Genomic DNA, 24,933 nt, shown 5'->3' with positions numbered 1-24,933 from the left:
CGCACCCGGAAGAAGGCACCTCATGGGCAAGCTCGTCTCCACCGTCTTCGTCTCCCTCGACGGCGTGTACCAGGCCCCCGGCGGCCCCGAGGAGGACACCAGCGGCGGGTTCCGCCAGGGCGGCTGGACCTTCCCGTACGCCGACGAGGGCTTCGGCGGCTTCGTCGACGAGAGCTTCGGCCGGGCCGGTGCCTTCCTGCTCGGCCGCCACACCTACGACATCTTCGCCGGCTACTGGCCGAAGGTGACCGACCCCGACAACCCGGTCGCGGCCAAGCTCAACGCGCTGCCGAAGTACGTCGTCTCCGCCACCCTCCAGGACCCCGGATGGTCCGGCACCACCGTGCTCACCGGCGACCTCGGCAAAGAGGTCCAGGCGGTGAAGGAGCGCACCGAGGGCGAGGTCCAGATCCACGGCAGCGGCGCGCTGGTCCGCTCGCTGGTCAACCTCGGCCTGATCGACACCCTGCACCTGATGACCTTCCCCGTCGTGCTCGGCGAGGGGCGCCGCCTCTTCGTGGAGGGCGCGGTCCCCACCCGCTTCCGGCACGCGGGCGGCCTGGTCACCGGGAAGGGCGTCTCCATCCAGTCCTACGACCTGGCGGGCAGCCCCGAGTACGGGTCGTTCTGAATGCCTGACGGAGCGTCAACAGGAGTGCGAACACCTCCTGTTGACGCAGGTTAACTTCGTGAGAAGTCATCGGACCTGCCGGGAAAATCCACATCTTGTTCATTGACATGAACGCGTCTACGCGCGTCATCATGAATCCATGAGATTCCCCCCACGCACCACTCGCATCGGCGCCGCGGCGGCCCTCCTCTCCGCCCTCCTCGTCGGCGGCACCGTCTCCGCCACCACCGCGGACGCGGCCACCGCGTCGGTCGGCAGCATCTGTTACGGCGCCCTGCCGTCGCAGGCTCACGACACCCTCGACCTCATCGAGCAGGGCGGCCCGTACCCCTACTCGCAGGACGGCGTGGTCTTCCAGAACCGCGAGGGCGTCCTGCCCGGCCAGTCCTCCGGGTACTACCACGAGTACACGGTCATCACCCCCGGCGAATCCACCCGGGGCGCCCGCCGCGTCGTCACGGGCCAGGACTACGAGGAGGACTACTACACCTCCGACCACTACGCCACGTTCGACCTCATCGACTACGGCTGCTGACCCGCCCCGCACGGCCCGCCCCGCGACCCTTCCCCCCACACCAGGGGTCGCGGGGCGGGGCCATGTCCGGGACGGCTCAGGTGTACGAGGGCTCCACCCGGTCCGGGACCTCCGCCAGGGCCACCGCTCTCCGCTCGCGCCGCGAGATCTCGCACGCCTCGGCGATCCGCAGGGCCTGCAACGCCTGCCAGCCGTCGCAGGGGTTGGCGCGTTCGCCGCGTACGACGTCGACGAAGGCGCAGAGTTCGGACTCGTAGGCGGTGCCGAAGCGTTCGAGGAAGCCGGGCCAGGGTCTGTCGGCCGGGGGCGGGCCGGTCGGTTCGGTGGAGGCGATCGGGGTGCGGTCGTCCAGCCCCACGACGACCGTGTCCAGTTCGCCGGCCAGCTCCATGCGTACGTCGTAACCGGCGCCGTTCAGCCGGGTCGCGGTCGCTGTTGCCAGGGTGCCGTCGTCCAGGGTGAGCAGGGCCGCGCCGGTGTCGACGTCACCGGCCTCCCGGAACATCGGGGGACCGGCGTCGGAGCCGGTCGCGTACACGTCCACCACCTCGCGGCCGGTCACCCAGCGCAGTACGTCGAAGTCGTGGATCAGGGTGTCCCGGAAGAGGCCGCCGGACAGCGGCAGCCACTCGGGCGGGGGCGGGGACTGGTCGGAGGTCAGGGCGCGCACCGTGTGCAGCCGGCCGAGGCGGCCCGAGCGCACGGCCTCGCGGGCGCCGACGTACCCCGCGTCGAAGCGTCGCTGGAACCCCATCTGGAGCACGGTCCGGGCCGCCGCGACCTCGGCGAGGGCGTGCAGGGTGCCGGGCAGGTCGAGCGCGATCGGCTTCTCGCAGAACACCGGCAGCCCGGAGCGGGCCGCGCGGCCGATCAGTTCCGCGTGCGCCGCCGTGGCGGTGGTGATCACCACCGCGTCCACGCCCCAGTGGAAGACCTCTTCCACGCTCGGCGCCGCCGTCTCGCCGAGCCGGTGCGCCAGTTCCTGCGCGCGTAACGGATCGGAGTCCGTAAGGATCAGCGATCCGACCTCCCGGTGGCGGCTCAGCGTGTTGGCGTGGATGGTGCCGATGCGGCCCGTACCGATGACCCCGATGCGCATGAGGACACATTGAGGGGGAACAACGTGCACCTGTCAATTCACATGTCAGGACAACCGGACTTCACGACTTCCCGTCAACCGGTCGCCGGACTACGCTCGGGGCCGTGCCGAAACCTGATGTGGACCCGACCGCGCCGCTCGATCTCCGGGTGGACCGAAGCTCCCCGGTGCCGCTGTACTTCCAGCTCGCCCAGCAGTTGGAGGCGGCCATCGAGCGCGGCGCCCTCACCCCCGGCAGCCTGCTCGGCAACGAGATCGAGCTGGCCGCCCGGCTCGGCCTGTCCCGGCCCACCGTCCGCCAGGCCATCCAGTCCCTCGTCGACAAGGGGCTGCTGGTGCGCCGCCGGGGCGTCGGCACCCAGGTCGTGCACAGCCAGGTCAAGCGCCCGCTGGAGCTGAGCAGCCTCTACGACGACCTGGAGGCGGCCGGGCAGCGGCCCGCCACCAAGGTCCTGGTCAACACGGTCGTCCCGGCCACCGCCGAGATCGCCGCCGCGCTCGGCGTCACCGAGGGCGGCGACGTGCACCGCGTCGAGCGGCTGCGCCTGGCGCACGGCGAGCCGATGGCGTACCTGATCAACCATCTCCCGCTCGGCCTGCTGGACCTCGACACCGCCCGGCTGGAGGCGACGGGCCTGTACCGGATGATGCGCTCGGCCGGCATCACCCTGCACAGCGCCCGGCAGTCCATCGGCGCCCGCGGCGCCACCCCGGCCGAGGCCGACCGGCTCGCCGAGGCCGAGGGCGCACCGCTGCTCACCATGAGGCGCGTCACGTTCGACGACACCGGCCGCGCGGTCGAACACGGCGACCACACCTACCGTCCGGCCCGGTATTCCTTCGAGTTCCAGCTTCTCGTGCGCTCCTGAACCACCCCCGGTCGCGTCACATTGTCCGGACAAACGCCTCATCAGGTACGCCCCGGACATGTAACGAGTGTTCCTTGTGTTCGATACTGAAGTGTTTGGGGCAGGTGCAGGCGCCGGCTGGACGTACCGTCGGCGCGCTCGCCCGCCCCTCTCGCACGTAGGAGCACGTCAGAACACGGCAAGAAGGGGCATGGCCTCGTGGCACGGTTTCAGAACCGGGTAGGCATGACGGTGGCAGGGGCGCTCGCGCTGCTCGCCTGCGTCTCGCTGACCGCCTGCAGCAGCACCGGCGGCAAGCGGGCCGAGGACGCCCGCAAGGCTGCCACGGCTCAGGGCAGGGCAGCGGTGACCACCCCCCGCTGGACCATCGCGATGATCACCCACTCCGGAGACGGCGACACCTTCTGGGACATCGTGCAGAGCGGCGCCAAGCAGGCGGCGATCAAGGACAACATCAACTTCCTGTACTCGCACGACGACGAGGCACAGCAGCAGGCCCAGTTGGTGGACGCCGCGATCGACAAGAAGGTCGACGGGATCATCGTCAGCCTCGCCAAGCCCGACGCCCTCAAGGCGGCCGTGGCCCGCGCCCGCAAGGCCGGCATCCCGGTGGTCACGGTGAACTCCGGCTCGGCGCGGTCCAAGGCGTTCGGCGCCCTCAGCCACATCGGCCAGGACGAGACCATCGCCGGTGAGGCCGTCGGCGAGGAGCTGAACAAGCGCGGCCGCAAGAACGCCCTGTGCGTCCTGCACGAGCAGGGCAACGTCGGCCACGAGCAGCGCTGCGACGGCGTGGAGAAGACCTTCAAGGGCAAGGTCCGCAAGCTCTACGTCAACGGCACCAACATGCCCGACGTGCAGTCCGCCGTCGGCGCCAAGCTCCAGGCCGACCGGGACGTGGACGCCGTCGTCACCCTCGGCGCCCCCTACGCCGACACCGTCGTGAAGGCCAGGGAGGACGCCGGCAGCAAGGCCGAGGTCGACACCTTCGACCTCAACGCCAAGGTCGCCGCCGAGCTCAAGGACGGCACCCTCGGCTTCGCCGTCGACCAGCAGCCCTACCTCCAGGGCTACGAGGCGGTCGACCTGCTGTGGCTGTACAGGTACAACGGCGACGTCCTCGGCGGCGGCAAGCCGGTCCTGACCGGCCCGCAGATCATCACCAAGGACCAGGCGGGCGCGCTCGCGGCGTACACCGATCGGGGCACCCGATGAGCACCACCACCGACACCCGGCCGGCCGGAGGGCCGGCCCCGGGCGGCGAGCAGCCCCGCGACGAACGGCTGCTGCGCACCTCACCGCTGCGCAAGCTGCTGTCCCGGCCCGAACTGGGCTCGGTCGTCGGCGCCCTCGCCGTCCTCGTCTTCTTCGCGGTCGCCGCCGACGGGTTCCTGCGCCCGTCCAGCATCGGCACCGTGCTGTACGCCTCCTCGACCATCGGCATCATGGCCGTCCCCGTGGCCCTGCTGATGATCGGCGGCGAGTTCGACCTCTCGGCGGGCGTCATGGTGACGTCCTCCGCGCTGATCTCCTCGATGTTCAGCTACCAGATGACGGCCAACATCTGGGTCGGCGCGGGCGTGTCCCTGCTGGTCACCCTGGCCGTCGGCGCCTTCAACGGCTTCATGCTGACCCGCACCAAGCTGCCCAGCTTCATCGTCACGCTGGGCACCTTCCTGATGCTCACCGGCATGAACCTGGGCTTCACCAAGCTGATCGACGGCACGGTCTCCACCAAGGCCATCGGTGACATGGAGGGCTTCCCGAGCGCGCAGGCGGTCTTCGCCTCGACGCTCACCCTCGGCGGGGTCGACATCAAGGTCACCGTGCTGTGGTGGCTCGGCCTGGTCGCACTCGCCTCCTGGGTGCTGCTGCGCACCCGCGTCGGCAACTGGATCTTCGCGGTCGGCGGCAACGAGGACGCGGCCCGCGCGGTCGGTGTCCCCGTCGCCAAGACCAAGATCGGCCTCTACATGGGCGTCGCCTTCGGCGCCTGGGTCTCCGGCCAGCACCTGCTGTTCTCCTTCGACACCGTCCAGTCCGGCGAGGGCGTCGGCAACGAGCTGATCTACATCATCGCGGCCGTCATCGGCGGCTGCCTGATCACCGGCGGCTACGGCAGCGCCATCGGCTCGGCGGTCGGCGCCCTGCTGTTCGGCATGACCAGCAAGGGCATCGTCTTCGCCGAGTGGAACCCCGACTGGTTCAAGTTCTTCCTCGGAGCGATGCTCCTCCTGGCGACCCTGCTGAACACCTGGGTCCGCAAGCGCGCGGAGGCCACGAAATGACCGTCACCGAAGAGCGCACGCCGCTGGTCGAGCTGGCCGACGTCAGCAAGTACTACGGCAACGTCCGCGCCCTGGAGGGTGTCTCGCTGGAGGTGCACGCCGGGGAGATCACCTGTGTCCTCGGCGACAACGGCGCGGGCAAGTCCACCCTGATCAAGACCATCGCGGGCCTCCACCAGCACGACGGCGGCACCCTGCGCATCGAGGGCGAGGAGACCCGGCTCGCCTCCCCGCGCGACGCCCTGGACCGGGGCATCGCCACGGTCTACCAGGACCTCGCCGTCGTCTCCCTGATGCCGGTCTGGCGCAACTTCTTCCTCGGCTCCGAGCCCCGCAAGGGCAAGGGCCCCTTCCGGCGCCTGGACACCGACCTGATGCGCCGCACCACCCGCGAGGAACTGCTGCGGATGGGCATCGACCTGCGCGACGTCGACCAGCCCATCGGCACCCTCTCCGGCGGCGAGCGCCAGTGCGTGGCCATCGCCCGTGCCGTCCACTTCGGCGCCAAGGTGCTCGTCCTGGACGAGCCCACCGCCGCCCTGGGCGTCAAGCAGTCCGGTGTGGTCCTCAAATATGTGGCCGCGGCACGGGACGCGGGCCTGGGTGTCGTGTTGATCACCCACAACCCGCACCACGCGCATCTCGTCGGCGACCGCTTCGTGCTGCTGCGCCGCGGCGCCATGGTGGGCAACCACACACGCGACGAGATCACCCTCGACGAACTGACCAAGCAGATGGCGGGCGGAGCGGACCTGGACGCTCTGCACCACGAGCTGAAGCGCGGCTGACGGGCGCGGCGCCGCGGGATTCGCGGCTCCGTCCCCGACAGCGCCGCACTCGGCATGACCGTGAGGCACAATCGAGCCCGATGAGCACCTACCGCGACCTCGCCGCCCCCATCGGCTCCCGCCGCGCCCCCGTCCTGCGCACGGTGGGCACCCGGGAACGCCGCTCCCACCTGACCGCGCCCAGGGTGCCGACGGTCGGCATCGACATCGGCGGCACCAAGGTCATGGCGGGCGTCGTGGACGCCGACGGCAACATCCTGGAGAAGCTCCGCGCGGAGACCCCGGACAAGTCCAAGAGCCCCCAGGTCGTCGAGGACACCATCGTCGAGCTGGTGCTCGACCTCTCCGACCGGCACGACGTGCACGCCGTCGGCATCGGGGCCGCCGGCTGGGTCGACGCCGACCGCAACCGGGTCCTGTTCGCGCCCCACCTGTCCTGGCGCAACGAGCCCCTGCGCGACCGGCTCTCCGGCCGGCTGTCCGTGCCCGTCCTCGTGGACAACGACGCCAACACCGCGGCCTGGGCCGAGTGGCGCTTCGGCGCCGGGCGCGGCGAGGACCACCTGGTCATGATCACCCTCGGCACCGGCATCGGCGGCGCCATCCTGGAGGACGGCCAGGTCAAGCGGGGCAAGTTCGGCGTCGCGGGCGAGTTCGGCCACATGCAGGTCGTGCCCGGCGGCCACCGCTGCCCGTGCGGCAACCGCGGCTGCTGGGAGCAGTACAGCTCCGGCAACGCCCTGGTCCGCGAGGCGAGAGAGCTGGCCGCCGCCGACTCCCCGGTCGCCTACGGGATCATCGAGCACGTCAAGGGCAACATCGGCGACATCACCGGCCCGATGATCACCGAGCTGGCCCGCGAGGGCGACGCGATGTGCATCGAGCTGCTCCAGGACATCGGCCAGTGGCTCGGCGTCGGCATCGCCAACCTCGCCGCCGCCCTCGACCCCTCCTGCTTCGTCATCGGCGGCGGCGTCAGCGCCGCCGACGACCTGCTCATCGGCCCCGCCCGCGACGCCTTCAAGCGCCACCTCACCGGCCGCGGCTACCGCCCCGAGGCCCGCATCACCCGCGCCCAGCTCGGCCCCGAGGCCGGCATGGTCGGCGCCGCGGACCTCGCCCGGCTGGTCGCCCGCCGCTTCCGCCGCGCCAAGCGCCGCCGCGTGGAGCGCTACGAACGCTACGAGCGGTACACCCAGACCCGCCGCGACCGGGACACCGCATGACCACCTCGCTTCCCCACCAGGCGGCCGCCCCCGCCACCGCACACCCGGCGGGTGAGGACCCGCGCCACCGCATCCGGCGCCGCGCCCTCACTCTGCTGATCATCGTGCTGCTGATCGGCGTACCGGCCGGCTACCTGGTGATCTCCGCCAACCAGAGCCGTGACAGCGGCAAGGCCAAGGAAGCGAAGTACTCCGCCACCGGCCTCACCCCCGGCTGGCCCTCCAAGGTGCAGCGCCGCCTCTACCAGGTGCCCGTACCGCACCCCGCCGACCGGCTCGCCTACTACGAGACCAACAACTGGAAGACCAGCCGCCTTTACGTGCAGTTCCGCACCAACGGTGCGGGCCTGGACAGCTTCCTCGGCGCCCTCGGCCTGCGCCGGGACCAGTTGAAGCAGGGCCCGGTCACCATCGGCACCCGCGACCGGCAGATCTCCGGCTGGGAGCTCGCCGGCCCTGGCCCCTGGGCGAGCTTCACCCACAAGCAGAAGAACCCCGCGCCCACCCAGGACGTGGTCGTGAACATGTCCGACCCGGAGTATCCGATGGTGTACGCGGTCTCGCGCACGGTGCCGTGAGCGCGCTCCGGAACCCGTTGTCAGACCCCGCCCGTACAGTCGGAGACAGTTGATCCGGCAGGGACGGGAGGTGACAGGACGCATGAGCGACGGCACGGCCACGGCACAGGCCCCCACGACAGGCCGCGCGTGGACCGAGGACACGGTCCCGGCGCGCCTCGCCTCCGTCTACCTCCCCGCCCCGCTCCCGCGCGAGGCCCGCATCGCCTTCTGGGACCCCGACGGCGACCCCCTGCCCGGCCAGGACGACACCGGCGAGCTGACCGTCGTACGACCGCACGGCACCGGAGTGCGCCGCCGCCAGGTGCCCGCGCTGACCCTGCCCCTCGCCGACGCCCTGCCCCTGCTGGTCCGTGCCCGGCACGATCCGGCCGCCCACCCGGCCACCGCCTGCTGGGGCGCCGCGGCGCTGCACGCGCTGCGCCTGGCCGCCCGCGGCCGCCTGCTGCCCGGCCTCACCCCGAGCGGGCACGACGCCTGGCGTGCCGGACCGCTGGAGCCCGACGACATCGCGCACCTGCGCGCGGTGGCCGCCGCCCTGCCGCCCGAGGGCCACGCCGTACCGCTGCCCGGACCCGGCCCGCTGACCCTGCCCGAGCCCGAGGCGCTGGTCCGCTCCTTCCTGGACGCCGTCGCCGACACCCTGCCCCGCACCCCGGCCGCCCCGCACACCAGCGGGCGCCCCTTCGCCGCCCGCGAACCCCAGTCGCTGCCCGGCGCCCACGACTGGGCGGCCGAGGTCGCCGCGGGCATGGACGCGGGGGTGCGCATCTCGCTGCGCCTGGACCTGTCCGGGTACAGCGTCTTCGACACCGGCGACGACGAGCGGGCGCGGTCCGCCGGCGCCGCCGTCGTCCAGGTCCACAGCCTCGCCGACCCCACCCTGGTGGCCGACGCGGCCACCGTGTGGGCCGGGGACGCCGACGCCTTCGGGCCCCGCGCGCACGTGGACGCCGCCCTCGCCGTCCGGCGCGCGGCGCGCGTCTGGGCGCCGCTGGACCGGCTCGCCGCGCAGGACGTGCCCGACGTGCTCGCCCTGACCGAGGAGGAGGTCACCGACCTGCTCGGCGTCGCGGCGGGCAGGCTCGCCGCCGCCGGGGTCGCCGTGCACTGGCCCCGCGACCTCGCGAGCGACCTCGCCGCCACCGCCGAGGTCCGCACCGCCCCCGGCTCCGCGACCGACGGCACCGGGTTCTTCGAGAGCGAGGAACTGCTCAGCTTCCGCTGGCAGCTCGCGCTCGGCGGCGACCCGCTCACCGAGGCTGAGATGGACACCCTCGCCGAGGCCCACCGCCCCGTCGTCCGGCTCCGCGACCGCTGGGTACTGGTCGACCCGGCCCTGGTCCGCAAGGCCCGCAAGCGCGAGCTGGGCCTGCTCGACCCCGTCGACGCGCTCGCCGTCGCCCTCACCGGCACCGCCGAGGTCGACGGGGAGAGCGTCGAAGCCGTCCCGACGGGGGCGCTGGCCGCCCTGCGCGACCGGCTCACGGCGGGCATCGCCCCGGCCGAGCCCCCCGCCGGTCTCGACGCGACCCTGCGCGACTACCAGTTGCGCGGGCTCGCCTGGCTGGACCTCATGACCTCCCTCGGCCTCGGCGGCTGTCTCGCCGACGACATGGGCCTCGGCAAGACGATCACCCTCATCGCCCTGCACCTCGAGCGCGCCCGCACCGAGCCGACCCTCGTGGTCTGCCCCGCCTCCCTGCTGGGCAACTGGCAGCGGGAGATCGAGCGGTTCGCGCCCGGCGTCCCCGTCCGCCGCTTCCACGGCGCCGACCGCACCCTCGACGGCGTCACCGGCGGCTTCGTCCTCACCACCTACGGCACCATGCGCTCCGCCGCCGCCCAGCTCGCCGAGCGGCCCTGGGGCATGGTCGTCGCCGACGAGGCCCAGCACGTGAAGAACCCGTACTCCGCCACCGCGAAGGCGCTGCGCACGATCAGGACCCCCGCGCGGGTGGCGCTCACCGGCACCCCGGTCGAGAACAACCTCTCCGAGCTATGGGCCCTGCTCGACTGGACCACCCCCGGCCTGCTCGGCCCCCTGAAGTCCTTCCGCGCCCGGCACGCGCGCGCGGTGGAGAACGGCGAGGACGCCGAGGCGGTGGAGCGGCTGGCCCGGCTGGTGCGGCCGTTCATGCTGCGCCGCAAGAAGTCCGACCCCGGCATCGTGCCCGAACTGCCGCCCAAGACCGAGACCGACCACCCCGTCCCGCTCAGCCGTGAACAGGCCGCGCTGTACGAGGCGGTGGTGCGCGAGTCGATGCTCGCCATCGAGGAAGCGGACGGCATCGCCCGCCGGGGCCTGGTCCTCAAGCTGCTCGGCGCCCTCAAGCAGATCTGCGACCACCCGGCGCTCTACCTCAAGGAGGAGCCGTCCCGCCCGGACCGGCTCTCCGCCCGCTCCGGCAAGCTCGCCCTGCTGGACGAGCTGCTGGACACCGTGCTCGCCGAGGACGGCTCGGTGCTGGTCTTCACCCAGTACGTCGGCATGGCCCGGCTCATCACCGCCCACCTCGCCGACCGCGCGATCCCCGTCGACCTCCTGCACGGAGGCACCCCGGTGCCCGAGCGGGAGCGGATGGTCGACCGCTTCCAGGCCGGCGAGATCCCCGTCCTGGTGCTCTCCCTCAAGGCGGCGGGCACCGGCCTGAACCTCACCCGCGCGGGACACGTCGTCCACTTCGACCGCTGGTGGAACCCCGCCGTCGAGGAACAGGCCACCGACCGCGCCTACCGGATCGGCCAGACCCAGCCCGTCCAGGTCCACCGCCTCGTCACCGAGGGCACCGTCGAGGACCGCATCGCCGAGATGCTCACCGCCAAGCGGGCCCTGGCCGACGCCGTCCTCGGCTCCGGCGAGGCCGCCCTGACCGAGCTGACCGACCGCGAACTGACCGACCTCGTGTCCCTGAGGAGGCCGGTGTGAGTTCCGGGGAGAGCAGTCCGGCGGAGGCAGCCCGAGAGGCGCTGCGCGCGGCTCGGGCGGGCGCCTCCGGCGGGGAACGCGGTGCGGAAGGGGCTGCGTCGTCCGGCACGGCGGCTGCGCCTGACGCGGCTCATGGAGACCGCGTGGGGGAGCTGGCCGAGGGAGGGTCCGCGCCGGCCGAAGCGCAAGAGGCTAAGCACCGGCCCGGCGGGGCGGCGCGTGCCGCGCTGCGGGGTGCTCCCGAGGCGGATGGCGTCGCGTCCCAGGAGGCCGCCGGAGCCGAGGCTCGGCCCGGTGAGGTCGCTCGGGCGGCTCTGCGGGCCGCTGTCGCGGCCCGGCGTGAGGGGGCGGAAGCGGACTTCGACTCGGATGCCGAGTCCGATGGCCTGCCCATGTCGGCCGACCCTCCGCCGACCACCGAGGAGCCCACCACGGCCGGCCCTCGCCCGGCCGACGTCGCCCGCGAGGCGCTCCGTGCCGCCCGGCGGGAAGCCGAGCGGCGCCCCCGTCGGACCACGCCACGTCCCGTACCCGCGCCCGCCGAGGGCTCCGGGCGCTCCGCCCATGCCCAAGTCGCCCGCGACATGCGGGCCTTCCTCAGCAACGCCTTCCGTATGCCCGAGTGGGCCGACGACCCCGAGGGCGCTGAAGCCCAGCCGCAGCACGACAGCCCCGAGCCCGTCGGCATGGCCGCCCTGCTGAAGGCCGCCCCGGCGATCCCGCGGGACCAGGACCGCACCCCGCCGGGCGAAGCCCCCACCACCCCGGAACCGGGCCCGGCCGCGGACCACCCCACGCCGGAGCCCCCCACCGAGCACGCGCCGACGCCCGCCTCCCCGGAGCCCGCCGAGCACGAGCGGATCCCTTCCCGGACCAGCACCGGCGCCCATCCGCACCCCGCACCCCCACACATCCCCTCCTCCATGGCCACCCCCCACCGCGACAACGAACTCCGCCGCACCTTCCCCCCGTTCACCCCCCGCCCCGAGGCGCACCACGAGTTCGCCACCACCTGGTGGGGTCAGGCATGGGTCGACGCGCTGGAGCACACCGCGCTGGACGTCAACCGGCTGGGCCGAGGGCGCGGTTACGCCGACGCGGGCAACGTCGACGCGATCACCGTGACACCGGGCCTCGTGCTGGCGTACGTACGGGGGAGCCGTCCACGGCCGTACCGGGTGCAGTTGCGGCTGCGGACGCTGGGTGACGAGGACTGGGAGCGCTTCCTGGAAGCGGCGGTGGACAGCCCCGCGGACATCGCCGCGCTGCTCGACAAGGAGCTGCCGCACACCCTGGCCGACTGCGGGGTCCCCCTGCTGCCCGGCCCCGGCGACCTCACCTCGCACTGCAGTTGCCCCGACTCCGGCCGCCCCTGCAAACACGCGGCCGCGCTCTGCTACCAGACGGCCCGCCTGCTGGACGCCGACCCGTTCGTGCTGCTTCTGCTGCGCGGCCGGGGCGAGCGGGACCTGCTGGACGCCCTCGCCCGGCGCAGCGCCGCCGACGCGGCCCGTGCCGCGCGGGAGCGGGGCCCGGCCGCGCTGCCCGGGGTGAGGGCCTCGGAGGCGCTCGCGGGGCGCCCGCTCCCGCCGCTGCCGGCACCGCTGCCCGCGCCCGTTCACCCCGAGGCGCCTCCGGCGTACCCGGCGGCGCCCGGCGGTCCCGACCCGTTCGCGCTGGACCAGTTGGCCACCGACGCGGCCGCCCGCGCGCACGCCCTGCTCACCACCGGCCGCGACCCGGTGGGCGGACTGACGCTGTGGCAGGACGCCGTGCGCCTCGCGGCCGCCCGGCCCGGCTCCGGCCTGACCGCCACCACCCGCAGCCTGTACGCCACCCTGGCCGCCGCCGTGCGGCGCACCCCCGCCGAGCTGGCCCGCGCGGTCGCCGCCTGGCGGCAGGGCGGCTTCGCCGGGCTGAGAGTGCTCGAGGAGCCCTGGGACCCGCCCGCGGGCCGCTTCGACCGCGCGCGCCCGCTGCTGCTCGCCGCCGACCTGCCCGCGTTCCGTCCCTGGCGCAACCACCTCACCCACCCGGCGGGCCACGCCCAACTCCGGCTGGGCCAGGACGGCTTGTGGTACGCGTACGAGTCGGAGCCCGGCCAGGAGGACTGGTGGCCCCGGGGTACCCCCGACCTCGACCCGGTCTCCGCCCTCACCACCTTGGACATACCGGACTCGCTCTGAGCGCCGAAGGCACGCCGTGAAGACCGTGTGAGAGTTCCCCGGGCTTTCCGGGGAGCCCCGAGCCGGTCACCGGGCCCCCCGGCCCGGCGAGGCCGTCCGGGCGGTTAGCGTGGTGCGGTGAGTGAGAAGAAGACCCCCACCCTTCAGTACCGGTTCGACGGCCCGGAAGACGCCCCCGTGCTCATCCTGGGCCCTTCCCTCGGCACGACCTGGCACATGTTCGACCGCCAGGTTCCGGAACTGGTCAAGCAGTGGCGGGTCCTGCGCTTCGATCTGCCGGGCCACGGCGGCGCCCCCGCCCACCCGGCCGGTTCGGTCGCGGAGCTGGCCACGCGCCTGCTGGCCACCCTGGACAGTCTCGGCGTGCAGCGCTTCGGCTACGCGGGCTGCGCCCTCGGCGGCGCCGTCGGCATCGAGCTGGCCCTGCGCCACCCCGAGCGCCTCGCCTCGCTCGCGCTGGTCGCCGCCTCGCCCCGGTTCGGCACCCCCGACGAGTTCCGTCAACGTGGCGTGATCGTACGCACGAACGGCCTCGACCCGATCGCGCGAAGCGCCCCCGACCGCTGGTTCACGCAAGGCTTCGCCGCCGCCCAGCCCGCGATCACCGAGTGGGCGGTGCAGATGGTGCGCACCACCGACCCCGGCTGCTACATCGCCGCCTGCGAGGCGCTCGCCGCCTTCGACGTGCGCCCGGAGCTGGGCCGTATCGGGGTGCCCGCGCTCGTGCTGGTCGGCTCCGAGGACCAGGTCACCGGCCCCGCCGAGGCCCGCACCCTGGTCGCCGGGATCCCGGACGCCCGGCTCGCGGTCGTACCCGGCGCCTCCCATCTGGTGCCCGTCGAGCAGCCCGCCGCGGTCACCGATCTCCTCGTCCGGCACTTCTCCACCGCCTGGCAGCAGACCTTCGACACCGGCCAGGCCGCACTCCCGGCCGCCGCCCCGGTCACGCAGGCCCCGGCCGCCCCGGCCCCCGTGGCGATGCCCACCCCTGCCCCCGTTCCCGTCGTGCCGCCGCGCACCGCGCCGGTCGCCGAGATCGCGACCGCCGCCGAGCCGCCGCAGCCGGTCGCGCCGCCGGACCGCTACGAGACGGGCCTGAAGATCCGCCGCGAGGTGCTGGGCGACGCGCACGTCGAGGGCGTCCTCGCGCGGGCCGACGAGTTCTCCGGCGACTTCGAGGAGCTCGTCACCCGCTACGCCTGGGGCGAGGTGTGGGACCGGCCGGGCCTGGACCGCAAGTCCCGTAGCTGCGTCACGCTCACCGCGCTGGTCGCGGGCGGCCACCTGGACGACCTGGCCGTCCACACCCGCGCCGCGCTCCGCAACGGACTCACCCCGCAGGAGATCAAGGAGGTGCTGCTCCAGGCCGCCGTCTACTGCGGCGTCCCGGCGGCGAACAGCGCCTTCCGGGTGGCCCAGCGGGTCATCCGCGAGGAGACCACGCCCGCCGAGTGAGTCCCCGGCCGCTGGACGCGGCACGATGGAAGCGACCGCAGCCGAACCGGCAGGACGGGGAGCCATGAAGTTCACCAAGAAGTCCCACTCCTGCGTCCGCCTGGAGAAGGACGGCCGGACGCTCGTCATCGACCCCGGCGGGTTCAGCGAGCCGGACGCGGCACTCGGCGCGGACGTCGTCCTCGTCACCCACGAACACCCGGACCACTTCGACGAGGGCCGGCTGCGCACCGCGCTGGAGGCGAACCCGGAAGCCGCGATCTGGACCCTCAGGTCGGTCGCCGACCAGCTCACGGCCGCGTTCCCCGGCCGGGTGCACACCGTCGGACACGGCGACAGCTTCACCGCCGCCGGCTTCGACGTGCAGGTCCACGGCGAGCTGCACGCCGTCATCCACCCGGACATCCCGCGCATCACCAACGTCGGCTACCTCGTCGACGGCGGCAAGGTCTTCCACCCCGGCGACGCCCTCACCGTCCCCGACCAGCCGGTGGAGACGCTGATGCTCCCGGTGATGGCCCCCTGGAACAAGATCTCCGAAGTGATCGAGTACGTCCGCGAGGTCAAGCCCCGGCGGGCCTACGACGTCCACGACGCCCTCCTCACCGACCTGGCCCGGCCGATCTACGACCGCCAGATCGGCGCCCTGGCCGACGCCGAGCACCTGCGCCTGGCACCGGGGGCCTCCGCCGAGCTGTGAGGCCCGTTGTCGGACCCGGCGGGTAGGTTGAGGGACATGCGTATCGCCACCTGGAACGTGAACTCGATCACCGCCCGCCTGCCGCGGCTGCTCGCCTGGCTGGAGAGCAGCGGCACCGACGTGCTCTGCCTCCAGGAGGCCAAGGTCGCCGAGGCGCAGTTCCCGGTCGAGGCCCTGCGCGAGCTGGGCTACGAGTCGGCGGTCCACGCCACCGGCCGGTGGAACGGCGTGGCGGTGCTCTCCCGCGTGGGGCTGGAGGACGTGGTCAAGGGCCTGCCCGGCGACCCCGGCTACGAGGGCGCCCAGGAGCCCCGCGCCGTGTCGGCCACCTGCGGCCCGGTCCGCGTCTGGTCGGTGTACGTCCCCAACGGCCGCGAGGTGGAGCACCCGCACTACGCGTACAAGCTCCAGTGGCTCGAGGCGCTGAAGACCGCCGTCGCCGGCGACGCGGCGGGCGGCCGCCCCTTCGCCGTCCTCGGTGACTACAACATCGCCCCGGCCGACGACGACGTGTACGACCGCGTCGCCTTCGAGGGCGCCACCCACGTCACCCCCGCCGAGCGCGCCGCGCTCGCCTCCCTGCGCGAGACCGGCCTGAGCGACGTGGTGCCCCGCCCGCTGAAGTACGCCCACCCGTACACGTACTGGGACTACCGCCAGCTCTGCTTCCCCAAGAACCGTGGCATGCGCATCGACCTGGTGTACGGCAACGGCCCGTTCGCCGGAGCCGTCAAGGACGCCTACGTCGACCGCGAGGAGCGCAAGGGCAAGGGCGCGTCCGATCACGCGCCGGTGGTGGTCGACCTCGACGTGTGATGCCAGGCTTGGCCCATGAACATCCCGTTCCTGGGCCACCGGCGCGGCAAGAGCGGTGACGCGGCGCTCCCGGCCGACCCCGAGGCCATCGCCGCCCTGCTCTCCGAGTGCGAGCTGCTGCGCTCCCAGGCGGCCCGGGCGGGCGTCCGCCTGGACGACACCCCGGCCTCCCTGGAGGCCCTCGACCAGCTCGTCCCCCGCTGGCGGGACGACCCCGAGGTGCTGCCCTGGCTCGGCAACGACGCCGGGCTCTACCTCGGCACCGTCGTCGTCCGCACCGTAACCGGCGCCTCCTGGCGCATCAGACGGGACGGAGAGCCCGTCCTGCGGCTCGCCTCCGGCCGGGAGGTGGAGGTCGCCGAGTCAGGCCGTCAGTGGGCCGCGAGCGGCCTTCCTGAACTGTCCCAGTCGTACGCGGAGATCGCCGAACCCTGACCCCCGCACATCCCCGCGCCGCACAACTGGGGCTTAAATACGGCTAATGCCACCAAGTGCGTGTCGTCCGCACGCTCCGGCACGGTCTGGATAGTTTCGGCCACTACGACTCGGCGAGAGTGAGTAGGGCTGCGGATGGCCGTCGATCCGTTGATCGAACTGCGTGACGTCAACAAACACTTCGGGGAGCTGCATGTCCTGCAGGACATCGACCTGACCGTCGGCAAGGGGGAGGTGGTCGTGGTCATCGGCCCCTCCGGGTCGGGCAAGTCGACGCTGTGCCGGGCCATCAACCGGCTGGAGACCATCGAGTCGGGCACGATCACGCTCGACGGCCGGCCGCTTCCCGAGGAGGGCCGGGCGCTCGCCAGGCTGCGGGCCGAAGTGGGCATGGTCTTCCAGTCGTTCAACCTCTTCGCCCACAAGACGGTCCTGGAGAACGTCTCCCTCGCGCAGACCAAGGTGCGCGGCCGCAAGAAGGCCGAGGCCGACCGCCGCTCCCGTGAACTCCTGGACAGGGTCGGCCTCTCGGCCCACGCGGACAAGTACCCCGCCCAGCTCTCCGGCGGCCAGCAGCAGCGCGTGGCCATCGCCCGCGCCCTCGCCATGGACCCCAAGGCGCTGCTCTTCGACGAGCCCACCTCCGCGCTCGACCCCGAGATGATCAACGAGGTGCTCGAGGTCATGCAGCAGCTCGCCCGCGAGGGCATGACCATGATCGTCGTCACCCACGAGATGGGCTTCGCCCGCTCCGCCGCCAACCGCGTCGTCTTCATGGCCGACGGCCGGATCGTGGAGGACCGCAGTCCCGAGGAGTTCTTCACCGCCCCGCGCAGCGAACGCGCCAAGGACTTCCTTTCCAAGATCCTCAAGCACTGACCGGGGGAGTGCGACCCATGTTCCGCCACACCCGCGCGCCCCGCGCCGTCGGCCTGCTCGCGCCCCTGCTGACCTCGCTCGTCCTGCTCGCCGCCGCCTGCGGCAAGGACGGCAGCCCGCCCACCAAGGGCCCCGCCCCCGACCAGCTCCCGCACTACTCGGTGGACCGAGACTTCAGCCTCCCCGGCTCCCCGACCTGGGCCCGCGCCAAGAAGCGCGGCCACTTCGTCGTGGGCGCCAAGGAGGACCAGCCCTACCTCGGCGAGAAGGACCCGGCGACCGGCCGGTACTCCGGCTTCGACATCGAGATCGCCAAGATGCTCTCCGCCTCCCTCGGTCTGCCCGGCGACTCCGTCCGCTTCCGCACGATCGCCTCCGCCAACCGCGAGACGGCCCTGCAGAACGGCCAGATCGACTACTACGTCGGCACCTACACCATCAACCCCAACCGCAAGAAGCTCGTCGGCTTCGCGGGCCCCTACTACATGGCCGGCCAGTCCCTGCTCGTCCGCAAGGACACCGACGACATCAACGGACCCGAGGACCTCGACGGCAAACGCGTCTGCTCGGCGGCCGGTTCGACCCCGTACCAGCGCATCAAGGACGAGTTCCCGAAGGCCGTCCTGGTCGCCTACGACACCTACTCGGTCTGCGTCGACAACCTCCTCACCTACCAGGTCGACGCGGTCACCACCGACGACGCCATCCTGATCGGCTACGCCGCCAAGGCCCCCGACGAACTCAAGGTCGTCGGCAAACCGTTCTCGAAGGAGCCGTACGGCATCGGCGTCCCGCGCAACGACAACGCCCTGCGCTTCGCGCTCGACGACGCCCTCGCCGCCCGCGAGAAGGACGGCGACTGGAAGAAGGCGTACGACGCCACGCTCGGCCTGTCCGGCGTGCCCGCACCGAAGCCCCCGCCGATCGACCGCTACCCGGCGAGCTGACGGAAGGACGCCATGAACGTACTGACAGACAACTTCGCCGTCTACGCCGAGGGATTCCTCGGCACGGTCGAACTGACCGTCTACGCCTCCCTGCTGGCCCTCGCGCTCGGCTTCCTGATGGCGTCCTTCCGGGTCGCGCCCGTGGCCTCGCTGCGCGTCTTCGGCACGGTGTGGGTGACCGTGCTGCGCAACACCCCGCTCACCCTGCTGTTCTTCGCGGTGCTGCTCGGGCTGCCCCGGTTCGGACTCGTCCTGCCCTTCCAGGCGTTCGCCGTCCTCGCGCTCGGCTGCTACACCTCCGCGTTCATCTGCGAGGCGCTTCGCTCCGGCATCAACACCGTGCCCAGGGGCCAGGGCGAGGCCGCCCGCAGCCTCGGCATGACCTTCTCGCAGACGCTCAGCGTGGTCGTCCTCCCGCAGGCGTTCCGCTCGGTGATCCCGCCCGTCGGCTCCACCCTGATCGCGCTGGCCAAGAACTCCGCCATCGCCGGCGCCTTCAGCGTCACCGAACTGCTGGGCACCTACAAGACGTTGAGCGAACTGGGCTACAACATCATCTGGACCTTCTTCTGGATCGCCGTCGGCTACCTGATCATCACGCTCGCCATCAGCGCCCTGTTCAACCTGCTGGAACGCAAGTGGGGAGTGGCCCGATGACCGCCGAGACCACCGCGCTCTACGACGTCCCCGGCCCCGGCACCCGCCGACGCCACGCGCTGTACGCGGCGCTGTCCACCGCCGTCCTGCTGGGCCTGGTCGCCTGGCTCCTCTACCTCCTCTTCTCCACCGGCCAGTTCACCGCCACCAAGTGGATGCCGTTCGAGTACAAGGGCATCCAGGAACTGCTGCTGCGCGGGCTCGGCAACACCCTCAAGGCGTTCGGCATGGCCGCCGTGCTCTCCCTCGCCCTCGGCGGAGTGCTGGCCGCCGGACGCCTCTCCGACCACGCGCCGGTGCGCTGGCTGGCGACGCTCCTCGTGGAGTTCTTCCGGGCGATGCCCGTCCTGGTGATGATCTTCTTCATCTTCGTGGCGCTCAAGGTGCAGCCGCTGCCCGCCCTCGTCGCCGGACTGACCCTCTACAACGGCTCGGTGCTCGCCGAGGTCTTCCGCTCCGGGGTGAACTCCGTGGAACGTGGTCAGGGCGAGGCCGCGTTCGCTCTCGGCATGAGGAAAACCCAGGTCATGTCCTACGTCCTCGTACCGCAGGCCGTACGCGCCATGTTGCCTGCGATCATCAGCCAGTTGGTCGTCGCGCTGAAGGACACCTCGCTGGGCTTCCTCATCACCTACGAGGAGTTCCTCCATGCCGGGAAGCTCATCGCCTCGAACCTCGACTACGATTTGCCGTTCATCCCCGTGGTGATGGTGATCTCGCCGATCTACATCGGGATGTGCATGCTGCTCTCGTGGTTCGCCGTCTGGGTGTCCCGCCGGGAGCAGCGCAGTCCCAAGACCGAGGCCGTGGCTGTCGCCGCGCCCGGCCCTGGGGCGCCGCTGCCGGGTGGGGAGCCACCCACGGCTCCGAAGCCGTGACGAAGGCGGCGGTTCACACGGGCCATGCTCGTCCGGCGGCGGCCGGAGATCACTGCTCGCGCAGGGGGACCGACACGTACGACGGGTCGTTCCCGGGCGAGGAGAAGGTCAGCCGCGCGCCGGACGGGTTGTGCTCGATGTAGAGCGGATCGACCGTGTCGGCCACCAGGGCCAGCCGGTGCCCGGCCGGGACGTCGTAGGCCGTGGAGAACAGGTCCAGATCCACCCCGAACGGCTCGCCCGGGGTGCGGCCGTGCCAGGTCAGGGGCGCGTGGGTGACCAGCTTGCCGATGCCGAGCGGGCCCACGTCGTAGAGGTAGGCCACGAAGGTGCCGCTCTCGGCGGTCGGCGTGAGCGTGGTGTGCAGCCTGGCGGTGCCGCGTACCCGCTGGGGGGCCGCGTACCGCTCCGACTGCCAGACGGCCGCCCAGCGGCGCGGGAGCAGCGGGACGGAGGCCATCGGGGGCAGCTTGGTGACCTGGTCCAGGAGGCCGGAGAGCAGGACGATCCCGCCGTCCGCCCCGGAGTCGACGTTGGCGTGGATGGTGGTGCTGCCCGCCAGCGCGATCTTGCGGTCGGTGGCGGCGACCGACTTCCAGTCCGGGTAGCCCTCGTAACCTCCGCCGCCGCGGGAGCGGAGCTGGACCGGCTGCTCGCGGTCGACGCCGTTGTCCACGCCCCGCAGATAGTGGTCGAACCAGCGGCCGGTGTCCTGCCACACGTCGTTGGGCAGCCCGAACAGGCCGGTCAGCTCGGGGGTGGCGTGGTCGCCGGGGCGCAACTGGAGGCGCTTGGGGCCGCTCAGCTTCTCGTAGAAGCTCGCGTACTGGTTGGCCGGGAAGACCGAGTCGCTCCAGGCGTTGGCGAGCATGACGGCGGGCTTGTTGGCGTTCAGCCGGTCCAGGTAGGTCAGGGGGGAACGCCGCTCGCCCCAGTCGATCAGGCTCTGCTCGTCGGCGAGGTCGGAGGCGTAGAAGCTGTCGAAGATCTTCCGCAGTTCGGCGCTCTCACGGCCGGTGACGAGGCCCGCGCCGTCCAGCAGGGCGCCCGCCTGGACGTGCTGGGTGCGGCCGGAGTAGATCGAGCCGATCAGGTCGGCCCAGCCGCTGAGCGCCGCCACGGCCCTGATCCGCTTGTCGTGGGCGGCGGCGAGGAGGCTGATGCCCGCGCCGTAGGAGACGCCCGCCATGCCGATACGGTCCGGGTCGGAGGGGGTGTTCGCCAGCGCCCAGTCGATCACCTTGGAGGCGTCCGCGAGGTCGGGCGGCCCGGCCACCTCGATCTCGCCGCCGGACTGCCAGAAGCCGCGCACGTTGTAGGTGAGGACCACATAGCCGGAGTCGGCGAGCTTGCGGGCCTGGGCGAGGTACTCGACCTGCGGCAGGCCCCAGCTCGTCGGCAGCACCAGGAGCGGATGGCTCCCCGCGCCGGCCGGGGTGACGACGTTCGCCTTCAGTACGGTCCCCCCGTCTCCGGGGATGTCCACGAACCGTACGGCGGGGGCCGCCTGGGCGACGGGAGCCAGTCCGACGACCGCGCCGGCGACCAGCGCCGCCGAGAGGGCGCCGACGGCGCAGGTGCGCAGGGGTTTGCGGGTGGGGGCCATGGTCACTCCTGACGCGTGCCAGTGCGAAAGTGACCCGACAGTAGTGGGTTGTTCTTACCTCAAGTAACCCGTGGGTAAGTTACGTACGGGTAACAATTGTTGAAGAGTGTTGCGCCCTAGGAGGCGGGTGCCGCCGCTGCCGGTGTCTCCTCGGTCTCCTGGAACGGCGCCTGCGCCGCCCGCGTGACATCGGCGACCAGTTCCACCAGGTCGGGGCCGTACGCCTGGGAGTTGACCACCTTCAGCAGCAGCACGAACGATCCCGAGCCGTGCTTGCGGGCCAACCGCTCGTGGTTGCGGGCCAGATAGCGGGTCGCGGCCTGATTGGTGATCGCCCGCTGCCCGCAGAACAGGAACACCGGCCGCGTCTGCCGCCCCGCCGAGACCTTCGCCAGCAGCACGTACTCGGTCGTGCCGGGCTCCATCCGGTAGGTCTCCCCGCCGATCCGGAACGCGCCCCGGTTCGGCCCCTTCTCCTTCTCGGTGTTCATCCGCACCCCCGGCAGCATCGCCGACATGTGCGCCAGCATGCGCCGGTTGGACGCCGGGCCGCCCACACAGAACTCGGTGCGCTCGCCGAACCCCTGGTGCGGCACGTCCTGCGTCACCAACTGCAGGTGCGCCCCGCAGTCCTTGATCAGCGCGGACAGCTCCAGCAGCGCGAACACATCGAAGCGGTGCACCGCCGGTTCGGTGGCGGCCGGGTCCCGGTTCACCACGAACAGCGACTCCGAGTTGTCCGGCAACCCGAAGAACCCCTGCTTCCGCCGCAGCTTCCGCCGCCACAGATAGGTACGAGCCACCCAACCCAGCGCGGCACTGACCCCCGCGGCTATGACCCCTAGGACGATGTTGCGCACGTCGTCGTTCATGCGGGGGGATGCTAGCGGGTCCATGAGTACGGAGAGCGGGCGCGGGCCCCGTAAACCCGGTGGCCGCCGCGCGGGCCACTCCGCGATGCTGGGCGCGTGATCGAGCTGGATGCCGCGGTGCGGATCGTCGAGGAGGAGCTGGAACGCGAGTACCGGCGGAAGTCGGCGCTGGGGAGGCAGCCGCCGAACCTGGTCGTCTCACGGGCCGTGCGGCATGAACTGGCGTGGATCGTCTCCGTGGCGACCGCGGAGTACCTGCGGACCCGTGACCCTGCTCTCCTGTTGGTCGGGGCAGGCCCGTACCTGGTCGACCGCATGGACGGCGGGCTGCACTCGGTCGGTGCCGTCTCCTGGGCCTCGGGGGCGTGGGAGACCGACTACCGGGTGCGCATCCGGGGAGAGGTCGTGCGGACCGCCGTGGACGAGCTGCACGACGAGGTCCGGGCCGCCGTCGCGGAGAAGGGGCGGCTGCCCGCCATGCGTCTGCTGCGGCAGCGGGTGCCCGTGCTGGCGCTCTCCCAGGCTGCCGCGTACGTGACCGGGCTGGGCGAGGGCGCGGCTCCGGCGGGGCTCGTGGCCGTCGTCACGCGGGAACTGGTGCCGCCCGTCGACCCGGTGATGGCCGTCGACACCATCCGGGCCGGCTGAGTCCGCGTGCGGGGGCCCGGGCCGCGAGGCATACTGTCGAGGGCCTCGGGAATCTGGTTACGCTGCGCGGACGGTGTTCTCGGGAGGTTCGGATGGGTCGTCCTGGTACGCGGAAGCTGACGGTGCTGGCGGTGTCGGTCGCCGTCGTGTCGTCCATGGGTGCGGCGGCTCCACCGGCCGCGCCGGGCGGGCCCGGCGGGAAGGTGCCCGTGGCGGTCGGCTACGGGGGCGCGGTCTCCAGCGTCGACGCCGACGCCAGTGCGGCGGGCATCGAGGTGCTGCGCAACGGCGGCAACGCGGTCGACGCGGCCGTGGCCACCGCGGCCGCGCTGGGCGTCACGGAACCGTACTCGGCGGGCGTCGGCGGGGGCGGCTACTTCGTCTACTACGACGCCAAGTCCCGCACCGTGCACACCATCGACGGCCGCGAGACCGCCCCGCTGAGCGCCGGGTCCGACCTGTTCCTGGAGAACGGCAAGCCGCTCGCCTTCGCGGACGCCGTCACCAGCGGACTGAGCGTCGGCACTCCGGGCACCCCGGCCACCTGGCAGACGGCACTGCGCAGTTGGGGCACCAGCAGCCTCGCCAAGGTGCTGCGGCCGGCCGAGCGGATCGCCCGCGACGGCTTCACCGTGGACGACACCTTCCGCTCCCAGACCGCCTCCAACGAGACCCGTTTCCGCTACTTCCCGGACACCGCCCGGCTGTTCCTGCCCGGCGGCAAGCTGCCCGTCGTCGGCTCGACCCTCAAGAACCCTGATCTGGCGAAGACCTACCAGGAGTTGGGGCGCAAGGGCGCCGACGCGATCTACCAGGGCGAGCTCGGCCGGGACATCCTCACCACCGTCAACAAGCCCCCGGTCGACCCCGCCTCCGGCTGGAACGCCCGCCCCGGCAAGCTGACCGCCAAGGACCTGTCGAGCTACCGCGCGAAACTCCAGCGGCCCACCGACACCTCGTACCGCGGCCTGAAGGTGTACTCCATCGCGCCCTCCTCCTCCGGCGGCACCACGGTGGGCGAGGCCCTCAACATCCTGGAGAAGAGCGACCTCTCCAAGGCGAGCGAGACCCAGTACCTCCACCGGTACATCGAGGCGAGCCGGATCGCGTTCGCCGACCGGGGCCGCTGGGTCGGCGACCCCGCCTTCGAGGACGTACCCACGAAGCAACTGCTGTCGCAGCGGTTCGCCGACTCGCGGGCCTGCCTGATCAAGCCGGACGCCGTCCTCACCAGCCCGCTCGCCCCCGGCGACCCGCGCCACCCCGCCGCCTGCGCCACCAAGGGCAAGGCCGCGCCGACCACGTACGAGGGCGAGAACACCACCCACCTCACCGTCTCCGACAAGTGGGGCAACGTCGTCGCCTACACCCTCACCATCGAGCAGACCGGCGGCAGCGGCATCACCGTGCCCGGCCGGGGCTTCCTGCTCAACAACGAGCTGACCGACTTCTCCTTCGCCCCGGCCAGCCCCGCGGTCCACGACCCCAACCTGCCCGGACCCGGCAAGCGCCCCCGCTCCTCCATCTCGCCGACCATCGTCCTCGACCGGCACGACCGGCCCGTGGTGGCGCTCGGTTCGCCCGGCGGCGCCACCATCATCACCACCGTGCTCCAGACCCTGACCGGGTTCCTCGACCGGGGTCTGCCGCTGGTGGACGCCATCGCCGCACCCCGCGCCAGCCAGCGCAACGCCGCCCAGACCGAGCTGGAACCCGCCCTGTACGACAGCGCGTTGCGCGAGCGGCTGGAACAGCTCGGGCACAGCTTCAAGCTCAACCCGGAGATCGGCGCCGCGACCGGCGTACAGCGGCTGCCGGACGGGAAGTGGCTGGCCGCCGCCGAGACGACCCGGCGCGGCGGCGGCTCCGCCATGGTCGTGAAATCGACGGGCTGACGGGCTGACCGGAGGG

Annotated in this window: 23 protein-coding genes; 20 read left to right on the top strand and 3 right to left on the bottom strand. The window is 72.3% G+C overall.

Annotation, left to right across the window (positions count from 1 at the left end):
* Nucleotides 1-22: 22 nt before the first annotated feature.
* Nucleotides 23-631: a dihydrofolate reductase family protein gene (locus tag HEK131_RS20420; protein ID WP_244336470.1), complete on the top strand. Its 609-nt coding sequence runs from the start codon at nucleotides 23-25 to the stop codon at nucleotides 629-631.
* Between the two features lie 139 nt (nucleotides 632-770).
* Nucleotides 771-1,166 (top strand): ribonuclease domain-containing protein, encoded by a 396-nt coding sequence (locus HEK131_RS20415; RefSeq protein WP_217465286.1) that lies wholly within the window; start codon nucleotides 771-773, stop codon nucleotides 1,164-1,166.
* 76 nt (nucleotides 1,167-1,242) lie between these two features.
* Here HEK131_RS20415 and HEK131_RS20410 read toward each other — a convergent pair whose 3' ends face one another.
* Nucleotides 1,243-2,265, bottom strand: a complete 1,023-nt coding sequence (locus tag HEK131_RS20410; protein ID WP_244336469.1) for a Gfo/Idh/MocA family protein — start codon at nucleotides 2,263-2,265, stop codon at nucleotides 1,243-1,245.
* A gap of 119 nt (nucleotides 2,266-2,384) precedes the next feature.
* Between HEK131_RS20410 and HEK131_RS20405 the strand changes: the two genes are divergently transcribed.
* From HEK131_RS20405 to HEK131_RS20330, 16 genes are all read left to right on the top strand, one after another.
* Nucleotides 2,385-3,134, top strand: a complete 750-nt coding sequence (locus HEK131_RS20405) for a GntR family transcriptional regulator (protein ID WP_161147059.1) — start codon at nucleotides 2,385-2,387, stop codon at nucleotides 3,132-3,134.
* A 198-nt stretch (nucleotides 3,135-3,332) separates the two neighbouring features.
* Nucleotides 3,333-4,349: a sugar ABC transporter substrate-binding protein gene (locus HEK131_RS20400; protein ID WP_244336468.1), complete on the top strand. Its 1,017-nt coding sequence runs from the start codon at nucleotides 3,333-3,335 to the stop codon at nucleotides 4,347-4,349.
* Entirely contained in the window at nucleotides 4,346-5,422 is a 1,077-nt protein-coding gene (locus HEK131_RS20395; RefSeq protein ID WP_244336467.1) for an ABC transporter permease, read from the top strand. The genes HEK131_RS20400 and HEK131_RS20395 overlap by 4 nt, the downstream gene beginning before the upstream one ends.
* Nucleotides 5,419-6,210 (top strand): ATP-binding cassette domain-containing protein, encoded by a 792-nt coding sequence (locus HEK131_RS20390; RefSeq protein WP_161150765.1) that lies wholly within the window; start codon nucleotides 5,419-5,421, stop codon nucleotides 6,208-6,210. Before HEK131_RS20395 ends, HEK131_RS20390 begins: the two co-directional genes overlap by 4 nt.
* 80 nt (nucleotides 6,211-6,290) lie before the next feature.
* Nucleotides 6,291-7,436 carry an ROK family glucokinase gene (locus HEK131_RS20385; RefSeq protein WP_161150764.1) on the top strand — a complete coding sequence of 382 codons (1,146 nt, stop codon included), beginning with the start codon at nucleotides 6,291-6,293 and terminating at the stop codon, nucleotides 7,434-7,436.
* Complete coding sequence (locus HEK131_RS20380; protein WP_161150763.1) at nucleotides 7,433-8,014, top strand: sugar kinase; 582 nt, start codon at nucleotides 7,433-7,435, stop codon at nucleotides 8,012-8,014. The genes HEK131_RS20385 and HEK131_RS20380 overlap by 4 nt, the downstream gene beginning before the upstream one ends.
* An 82-nt stretch (nucleotides 8,015-8,096) precedes the next feature.
* A complete protein-coding gene (locus HEK131_RS20375; protein WP_244336466.1) occupies nucleotides 8,097-10,943 on the top strand; it encodes a DEAD/DEAH box helicase in 2,847 nt (948 codons plus the stop codon).
* Nucleotides 10,944-11,335: 392 nt separating this feature from the next.
* Nucleotides 11,336-13,129: an SWIM zinc finger family protein gene (locus HEK131_RS20370; RefSeq protein ID WP_244336465.1), complete on the top strand. Its 1,794-nt coding sequence runs from the start codon at nucleotides 11,336-11,338 to the stop codon at nucleotides 13,127-13,129.
* Between the two features lie 117 nt (nucleotides 13,130-13,246).
* Complete coding sequence (locus HEK131_RS20365) at nucleotides 13,247-14,584, top strand: alpha/beta fold hydrolase (protein WP_217465280.1); 1,338 nt, start codon at nucleotides 13,247-13,249, stop codon at nucleotides 14,582-14,584.
* 64 nt (nucleotides 14,585-14,648) lie between these two features.
* Nucleotides 14,649-15,284, top strand: coding sequence for an MBL fold metallo-hydrolase (locus HEK131_RS20360; RefSeq protein WP_244336464.1), 636 nt, complete (start codon nucleotides 14,649-14,651; stop codon nucleotides 15,282-15,284).
* Nucleotides 15,285-15,320: 36 nt separating this feature from the next.
* The gene (locus tag HEK131_RS20355; protein WP_244336463.1) at nucleotides 15,321-16,100 is read left to right on the top strand and encodes an exodeoxyribonuclease III; all 780 of its coding nucleotides are present in this window, start codon (nucleotides 15,321-15,323) and stop codon (nucleotides 16,098-16,100) included.
* A 15-nt stretch (nucleotides 16,101-16,115) separates the two neighbouring features.
* A complete protein-coding gene (locus HEK131_RS20350) occupies nucleotides 16,116-16,535 on the top strand; it encodes a DUF6278 family protein (protein ID WP_244336462.1) in 420 nt (139 codons plus the stop codon).
* Nucleotides 16,536-16,670: 135 nt separating this feature from the next.
* A complete protein-coding gene (locus tag HEK131_RS20345; RefSeq protein WP_217465276.1) occupies nucleotides 16,671-17,414 on the top strand; it encodes an amino acid ABC transporter ATP-binding protein in 744 nt (247 codons plus the stop codon).
* A gap of 17 nt (nucleotides 17,415-17,431) precedes the next feature.
* Nucleotides 17,432-18,361, top strand: coding sequence for a glutamate ABC transporter substrate-binding protein (locus HEK131_RS20340; protein WP_244336461.1), 930 nt, complete (start codon nucleotides 17,432-17,434; stop codon nucleotides 18,359-18,361).
* Nucleotides 18,362-18,373: 12 nt separating this feature from the next.
* Nucleotides 18,374-19,018 carry an amino acid ABC transporter permease gene (locus tag HEK131_RS20335; protein WP_217465274.1) on the top strand — a complete coding sequence of 215 codons (645 nt, stop codon included), beginning with the start codon at nucleotides 18,374-18,376 and terminating at the stop codon, nucleotides 19,016-19,018.
* Nucleotides 19,015-19,896, top strand: a complete 882-nt coding sequence (locus HEK131_RS20330; RefSeq protein WP_217465273.1) for an amino acid ABC transporter permease — start codon at nucleotides 19,015-19,017, stop codon at nucleotides 19,894-19,896. Before HEK131_RS20335 ends, HEK131_RS20330 begins: the two co-directional genes overlap by 4 nt.
* 49 nt (nucleotides 19,897-19,945) lie before the next feature.
* On the opposite strand, the gene HEK131_RS20325 is transcribed toward HEK131_RS20330, so the two are convergent.
* Both HEK131_RS20325 and HEK131_RS20320 read right to left on the bottom strand, forming a co-directional pair.
* The gene (locus tag HEK131_RS20325; protein ID WP_244336460.1) at nucleotides 19,946-21,502 is read right to left on the bottom strand and encodes a CocE/NonD family hydrolase; all 1,557 of its coding nucleotides are present in this window, start codon (nucleotides 21,500-21,502) and stop codon (nucleotides 19,946-19,948) included.
* 116 nt (nucleotides 21,503-21,618) lie between these two features.
* Nucleotides 21,619-22,374, bottom strand: coding sequence for a hypothetical protein (locus HEK131_RS20320; RefSeq protein WP_217465271.1), 756 nt, complete (start codon nucleotides 22,372-22,374; stop codon nucleotides 21,619-21,621).
* Between the two features lie 96 nt (nucleotides 22,375-22,470).
* Here HEK131_RS20320 and HEK131_RS20315 point away from each other — a divergent pair, with 96 nt between their 5' ends.
* Nucleotides 22,471-23,022, top strand: coding sequence for a YrhB domain-containing protein (locus HEK131_RS20315; RefSeq protein ID WP_244336459.1), 552 nt, complete (start codon nucleotides 22,471-22,473; stop codon nucleotides 23,020-23,022).
* 92 nt (nucleotides 23,023-23,114) lie between these two features.
* On the top strand, nucleotides 23,115-24,917 hold the full coding sequence (gene ggt, locus HEK131_RS20310; RefSeq protein ID WP_244336458.1) for a gamma-glutamyltransferase: 1,803 nt from the start codon (nucleotides 23,115-23,117) through the stop codon (nucleotides 24,915-24,917).
* The last annotated feature ends 16 nt before the right edge of the window (nucleotides 24,918-24,933 follow it).

The sequence above is a fragment of the Streptomyces seoulensis genome, from assembly GCF_022846655.1.
In the GTDB taxonomy this organism is placed as follows: domain Bacteria; phylum Actinomycetota; class Actinomycetes; order Streptomycetales; family Streptomycetaceae; genus Streptomyces.
Note: the sequence above shows the minus strand (reverse complement) of the source record. Positions and strands in the feature narration are given on the sequence as shown.